General features: G+C 66.2%; 8 protein-coding genes. 3 read left to right on the top strand and 5 right to left on the bottom strand.

Annotation, left to right across the window (positions count from 1 at the left end):
- The 4 genes from ACILQR_RS15480 to ACILQR_RS15465 all read right to left on the bottom strand — a co-directional run.
- Nucleotides 1-545: aldehyde dehydrogenase family protein (locus ACILQR_RS15480; RefSeq protein ID WP_395652279.1), on the bottom strand; the 545-nt coding region annotated here is incomplete at its 3' end.
- Nucleotides 546-719: 174 nt separating this feature from the next.
- Nucleotides 720-1673: a GAF domain-containing protein gene (locus tag ACILQR_RS15475; RefSeq protein ID WP_395652278.1), complete on the bottom strand. Its 954-nt coding sequence runs from the start codon at nt 1671-1673 to the stop codon at nt 720-722.
- Between the two features lie 86 nt (nt 1674-1759).
- Entirely contained in the window at nt 1760-2107 is a 348-nt protein-coding gene (locus ACILQR_RS15470; RefSeq protein WP_395652277.1) for a DUF1428 domain-containing protein, read from the bottom strand.
- Nucleotides 2108-2206: 99 nt separating this feature from the next.
- Nucleotides 2207-2698, bottom strand: coding sequence for a VOC family protein (locus ACILQR_RS15465; protein WP_395652276.1), 492 nt, complete (start codon nt 2696-2698; stop codon nt 2207-2209).
- 173 nt (nt 2699-2871) lie between these two features.
- Here ACILQR_RS15465 and ACILQR_RS15460 point away from each other — a divergent pair, with 173 nt between their 5' ends.
- Both ACILQR_RS15460 and ACILQR_RS15455 read left to right on the top strand, forming a co-directional pair.
- On the top strand, nt 2872-3399 hold the full coding sequence (locus tag ACILQR_RS15460) for a hypothetical protein (RefSeq protein ID WP_395652275.1): 528 nt from the start codon (nt 2872-2874) through the stop codon (nt 3397-3399).
- Between the two features lie 44 nt (nt 3400-3443).
- Nucleotides 3444-3764 carry an Mpo1-like protein gene (locus ACILQR_RS15455; RefSeq protein WP_271146796.1) on the top strand — a complete coding sequence of 107 codons (321 nt, stop codon included), beginning with the start codon at nt 3444-3446 and terminating at the stop codon, nt 3762-3764.
- Nucleotides 3765-4000: 236 nt separating this feature from the next.
- Here ACILQR_RS15455 and ACILQR_RS15450 read toward each other — a convergent pair whose 3' ends face one another.
- The gene (locus ACILQR_RS15450) at nt 4001-4627 is read right to left on the bottom strand and encodes a 3D domain-containing protein (RefSeq protein WP_395652274.1); all 627 of its coding nucleotides are present in this window, start codon (nt 4625-4627) and stop codon (nt 4001-4003) included.
- 258 nt (nt 4628-4885) lie between these two features.
- Here ACILQR_RS15450 and ACILQR_RS15445 point away from each other — a divergent pair.
- Nucleotides 4886-5240, top strand: a 355-nt coding sequence (locus tag ACILQR_RS15445; protein WP_395652273.1) for a glutathione S-transferase N-terminal domain-containing protein, incomplete at its 3' end; no start/stop codon positions are given.

Below are 5240 nucleotides of genomic sequence, written 5' to 3'. Positions count from 1 at the left end.
TTGCCGGCGGCCAGGGCCGGAGCCAGCTTCCAGGCGGCCATCAGGATCGGGAAGTTCCAGGGAATGATCTGGCCCACCACACCCAGAGGCTCGTGGAAGTGATAGGCGACCGTATCATTGTCTAGCTGCGAGATGCCGCCTTCCTGGGCGCGGATGCAGCCGGCGAAATAGCGGAAGTGGTCGATGGCCAGAGGGATGTCGGCGGCCAGCGTCTCGCGCACGGGCTTGCCGTTTTCCCAGGTCTCGGCCTCGGCGATCGCCTGGAGGTTCTGCTCCATACGATCGGCGATGCGATTCAACATGATCGATCGTTCCGTGACGGACGTTCTGCCCCAGGCGGCCCTGGCGGCATGGGCGGCGTCCAGCGCAAGTTCGACGTCGGCGGCGTCCGAGCGGGCGACCTCGCACAGGACCCGGCCGTTTACCGGGGAGGTGTTCTCGAAATAGCGGCCGGCGACAGGGGCGACCCATTCACCGCCAATGAAGTTTTCGTACCGGGGCTTGAACTTGGGCGTCACGCCGCGGATGAATTCGGGCTTGGTCATCGGTTGTCTCCGTTCGTTTCCAGGCGCGCCGGTTGGTCGGCGTCGTCGTTGGCGACACAGAGCGCCATTGAACGGTCACAAGAAAGATGGGCGGCCCATGGTGCGGCGCACACCTGTCGCAAACGTGAGACAGGTCCGCTCCTCCCTCGGAGCGAAGCGAACGGGGGAGGATTTTTACAAGCCCAATCGGTTCATCTTCCGGTGCATCGTCGCCCGGCTAACGCCCAGCGCCCTCGCGGCGGCAGAGACGTTGCCGCCAGTTCGGGCCAGCGCACGACGGACCGCGCCGCGTTCGGCTTCGAGCAGATCGGCGGCGTGGACGCGACCCAGCAGGTCCGAGGCCGGAAGCTGGGCGGCGATGAGGGCGTCGGTGATCTTGAGCGCCTGCCGCGCCGCGCGGGTGGCACCGATGACGAGGTCGTCGCGGTCCACCGCCAGCAGGGCCGCCGAACGTTCGGCACCGTCGCCCGCCAGCACAATGCGGGCTTCGGCGAACGCCTGGCGAAACGCTTGCGTCTCGATCGCGCGAGCGGCGTCCCCCACCGCATTGGAGATCAGGCCCAGCATGATTGCTGTCGCGTCTGCGCGAGCAGAGGAGACGTCAAGCGCCCCGGCCAGCCGTCCCAAGTGATCGTGAATCGGGTGGGTCGTGCAGCTCAAGGCCGTGTTGCGGGTATGGAAATGCTGGTCGCGGTGGATGGTGACGGGCCGATGCTCGGCCAGGGCTGTGCCGATGCCGTTGGTCCCCTCGGCGGCCTCGGACCAGTCAGCGCCAGGCCACAGCCCCCATGAATGGAAGGTCTCGTCATCGACGGGAGCGCCGCGTCGATCGACCGCGATCCCTTGCGCGTCTGTCAGCAGGACGCAGCAGCCGGTATCGCCGACGGCGAGGAACAGCCGGTCTAGCACAGGCTGGGCCGCCAGGGTCAGAGGTTCCATGGCCTGGCGGGCCTCGCGCAGGCGTTCGGCGGTGACGGTGCGGGCGCGCCCGCCGTCCTCCGGAGCCAGTCCGTGAACGGTCATGGACCGCCGCCAGGACGCGGCGATGGCCGAGCGCGCCGGCCCCGCCTCGTCGTCCAGCGCCTGCCGGATACGGTCCGGATGGTCAGCGTCCGCCCTCGCGTCCACGTGTGCTCCGTGGCTTTTCGTTTGATCGGCCAGCAAAGGCCCGATCCGTGGCCGTGTAAACCCCGACCGATCCTGCGGTGCCTCGCTCAGCTCGCGAACACAGTCTCGAACCCGCCCCACATCATGCGCTTGCCGTCGAAGGGCATGTCCATGTTGGCCCAGGCGGGGTCGCTTTCCATGGTGGCGAAACAGGCGTCGGCGGTCGCCTTGTCGGGCCATTTGATCCAGGAGAAGACCACGGCCTCGCCCTCCTCCAGCTTCACGGCCAGGTCGAAGCCGGTGACCTTGCCGGGCGGGATGTCCTCGCCCCAGGTCTCGACCTGTTCCAGGGCGCCGTATTTCTGGAAGATCGGCCAGCTGGCCTCGGCGGACGCAATGTATTTGGCCTTGTCGGCGATCTTGACCGGGATGAGGAAGCCGGAGACGTAGGACATCTTGGTTCTCCTTCGGAGGTGGCTACCGCTCGCGACGCGGTCGCTCGCTGCTTGAGCCCCTATGGATGATGCGGCGGGCAGGCGTCTTGTACGAAGGCGTCAGGATACCGCGTCGGCGGCGGCTTCCAAGGCGGCGATGTCGATCTTTTTCATGGTCATCATGGCCTCGAAGGCCGCCCTGGCGCGGGCGGGGTTGGGGTCGGCGTGGAACTGCATCAGGCGTTTCGGCGTGATCTGCCAGTTGACGCCCCAGCGGTCCTTGCACCAGCCGCACTGGCTCTCGGCGCCGCCGTTGCCGACGATGGCGTCCCACAGACGGTCGGTCTCGGCCTGGTCGTCGGTATAGACCATGAAGGACACAGCCTCGGTCTGGGGGAACATCGGCCCGCCGTTCAGGCCCATGAAGGTGCGGCCGGCCAGGGTGAACTCGACGACCAGCTCCTCGCCCGCAGGGGTCGAGGGGTTGTCTGCGGGACTGTCGTGGACCGTGTCGACGTGGCTGTCGGGCAGGCCCAGCGAGACATAGAATTCGGCGGCGGCGCGGGCCTGGCCCAGGTCGTACCAGATGCAGGGGGTGATCTTGTCAGGCATGGCGGGGTCTCCAGACTGTATTTAACCATGCAGTTATTTAAGCGGGTCGTCAACCCTGTCCCGGCCCCGGCGACGGTCCGGCCGCCACAGACCCGCGTTCGCCCGGTCGACAGCGGCCCCGTCGCGAGGCATGGTGATGTCGGACGGCGGGGGCGGTCGGGGATCAGGCGGCCATGTTCAACATCGGGTATCTGAAGACGCGTCTGGGCCAGTACGGGGCGCTGTGGGTCGCGGCCTTCATGCTGACGGGTGCGGCGATCGGGGTCGGGGTCTTCTTCGACGACCTGATCTTCATCATCGACAAGGTTCTGCCCGTCGGCCTGGGGCTGGCGGCACTGGGGCTGGGCGTCGGGGTGGTGGTCAGCCTGATGTCGAAGGAGACGCTGGGGACCAGGCTGGTGATCGTGATGCTGGCCGTGGTACTGGCGATGCCGCTGCTGTGGGGGCCGGTGTCGGCGGCGGTGGTCGCGGCGTTCCTGGCCGACCGGTCGATCGAATATTCCCAGGTCTATGCCGCCTTCCAGATCCGGATCAGCGAGATCCTGTATCCGGTGACCCAGGCGGTGTTCGGCACGACGTTTCAGACGGTGTGGACCCTGTTCCAGGGGGCGGCGACGGTGGTGGGATTCTTCTCGGCCCTGTCGACCCTGTGGCCGCGTATCCGGCGCCTGCTGGGGCCCGAGCCCGTCCAGGAGGCGTGATCCGCGATCTTGTCAGATGCGACGTTCCGGCGCAGCATCGGCCCATGAGCAGCCAGCCCGCACCCGAGCGATACGCCTCGTTCGCCGCCTTCTATCCCTACTATATCCACGAGCATTCGAACCGGACGTGCCGGCGGATCCATGTGGTGGGGACGACCGTGGTGCTGGCGGCGTTCGTCGGCTTCCTGTTCACGATGAACCCGTGGTGGCTGCTGGCCATGCCGGTGGTGGGCTATGGCGCGGCCTGGATCGGGCATTTCTTCTTCGAGAAGAACCGGCCGGCGACGTTCAGATATCCGCTGTGGAGCCTGATGGGCGACTGGCGGATGTGGTTCGAGACCCTGTCCGGCCAGCGGAAATTCTAGGGGCTGCACTCAATTCGGCTATGCCGATTCATCGGCCTAATTCTTTGATAAATCGAACTTACATTCTTCCGTCATCCTCGGGCTTGTCCCGAGGATCCAGAAACGCCGACGTCAGTGGAGACCCAAGGTGCCGGCGTCTCGCGTCCAGACCACCGCCAGACGGCACCAGCGTGAATCTGGATCCTCGGGACAAGCCCGAGGATGACGAGACTGATGTAGCGTGTTGAGTCTGGACCCTAGTTTGAGGCCATCTGGATCGGGGCCGAGGCCGGGGCCCGGGCCGTCTGGGTGATGACCGGGGTGGGACGACCCCAGGCGGGCGGGCAACCGTCGAAACGACCCGCGTCGATCACCGTCAGGGCACGCTGGTTGAAACGCATGGCCGGTTGCATCGAGCCGCGGCCGTGACCGGTATAGAGATCGACGCGCTGGCCCTTGATCGCGCCGCCGGTGTCCGTGGCGTACCAGTAGCCGTCGTGGCGCGTGCCGTCGGGCATCCGCATGCCGACGGTCTCGCGGATGAACAGCCGGGTCCGGCGGGGAATGACGCGGGGATCCACGGCGACGGTGCGCATGGCGATGGGACGGCAGCCGAGCGAATCGTTGCCGGTCGCCCCGCCTCCACCTGCGTGATACAGGCTGGCATGGGCGCGCCAGTCGCCGTCGCGGGCCATCAGTTCGGTCTGTTCGGCGCTGAGTTCGAGGCCTGCATCCGCCACATCGCCGCTGGAACCAACCGTCGCATCCGGGGTTTGAATGGCAGCCTGCTCGGCGGCCAGAACCTCGGTATAGGCGATCGGCTCACCCATGGCGGGGAGCGCGAACGCACAGAAGGCGACGACGGCAGCGGCGACGAAACGCATGGACACGGCTCACGGTGGCGCCGACCCCGTACCGTGGCGGCAACGGCTGTGTCGTTTCGACCTGTGTCCAGAATGTGGCAAAGCGGCCCGGTGCGACGGTCTGTCCACACCCGCGACGGATCAGTCTCCCTTATCGATAGCACAGCGGAATCGCGGTATGGCATCGTTTGAGATGGCGATATCAGTATTCGTGCGATCTGTGACCTTCGAGAGGGTGTGATGCTTACTGCGTATGGCGATATTCGTTCGGGTAACTGCTTGAAGGTCAAGTGGCTGCTAGACCGGCTGGGGCGTGATTATCGCTGGGTCGAGGTGGACATCATGTCGGGCGGTAGTCGAACACCGGAATTCCTGGCGATGAGCCCCGCCGGGCAGGTTCCGATCATTGTATTGGAGGACGGCCGGCCGCTGGCCCAGTCGAACGCCATCCTGCTGCATCTAGCCGAGGGCACGGACCTGATCCCGACCGACGCCTATGACCGGGCCAGGATGATGGAGTGGCTGTTCTGGGAGCAGTACAGCCACGAACCCTATGTCGCGGTGGCGCGGTTCCAGCGGCTGTATCTGGGCAAGGCCGAGGTCGAGGCGCGGATCATGGAGCGGGGCGAGGCGG

Source organism: Brevundimonas sp. (assembly GCF_044239655.1).
Classification (GTDB): domain Bacteria; phylum Pseudomonadota; class Alphaproteobacteria; order Caulobacterales; family Caulobacteraceae; genus Brevundimonas.
Note: the sequence above shows the minus strand (reverse complement) of the source record. Positions and strands in the feature narration are given on the sequence as shown.

What these genes read in the sequence shown, in the direction of transcription:
- ACILQR_RS15470 (WP_395652277.1), bottom strand. Translation starts at nt 2,107, where the DNA reads ATGTCCTACGTCTCCGGCTTCCTCATCCCGGTCAAGATCGCCGACAAG.
- ACILQR_RS15450 (WP_395652274.1), bottom strand. Translation starts at nt 4,627, where the DNA reads ATGCGTTTCGTCGCCGCTGCCGTCGTCGCCTTCTGTGCGTTCGCGCTC.
- ACILQR_RS15455 (WP_271146796.1), top strand. Translation starts at nt 3,444, where the DNA reads ATGAGCAGCCAGCCCGCACCCGAGCGATACGCCTCGTTCGCCGCCTTC.
- ACILQR_RS15460 (WP_395652275.1), top strand. Translation starts at nt 2,872, where the DNA reads ATGTTCAACATCGGGTATCTGAAGACGCGTCTGGGCCAGTACGGGGCG.
- ACILQR_RS15465 (WP_395652276.1), bottom strand. Translation starts at nt 2,698, where the DNA reads ATGCCTGACAAGATCACCCCCTGCATCTGGTACGACCTGGGCCAGGCC.